This is a genomic window from Aquirufa sp. A-Brett2-15D, assembly GCF_054558735.1.
This window is the reverse complement of sequence record NZ_JBSKFT010000014.1, coordinates 1-560: the sequence shown is the minus strand read 5'-3', so window position 1 is coordinate 560 and position 560 is coordinate 1. Positions and strand designations below refer to the sequence as shown.

Annotated in this window: 1 rRNA gene; it reads left to right on the top strand. The window is 42.0% G+C overall.

Annotated features, from left to right (window positions below):
* Positions 1 to 240: 240 nt before the first annotated feature.
* A 23S ribosomal RNA gene (locus tag ACST14_RS10935) occupies positions 241 to 560 on the top strand; the annotation flags it as partial.

Genomic DNA, 560 nt, shown 5'->3' with positions numbered 1-560 from the left:
ACGAGTTTGATAGTAGATTGAAAGAGTTTTGTAACCTATAGACTTCGGACTATAGACTACGGACTACACACCACCCTACCCTACTCAAATGTGAGTTTGGATTTGGGAACGATGTGAAACAGATGAGTGTAAGCTTATTGAATTTCACACAAGGTTCTTTGACATATTGTGAGAATAAAGTAAAGAGTAAGAGCAAATTAGTGATATTAAATCCTTCGGGATGAAGATATAAATTAAAAGAGTAAGTGAATTAAGGGCGTATGGGGAATGCCTAGGCTCTTGGAGGCGATGAAGGACGTGTTAAGCTGCGATAAGCTTCGGGGAGGTGCACAAGACCTTCGATCCGAAGATTTCCGAATGGGGCAACCCAGTAGATTGAAGATCTATTATCCTATGTATGTAGGAGGCGAACCTGCTGAACTGAAACATCTAAGTAAGCAGAGGAAGAGAAAACAAAAGTGATTCCGTAAGTAGTGGCGAGCGAACGCGGATTAGCCCAAACCAGTGTTGTTGCGGCAAGACTGGGGTTGTAGGACCACGTGATCGATTATATAAATGAA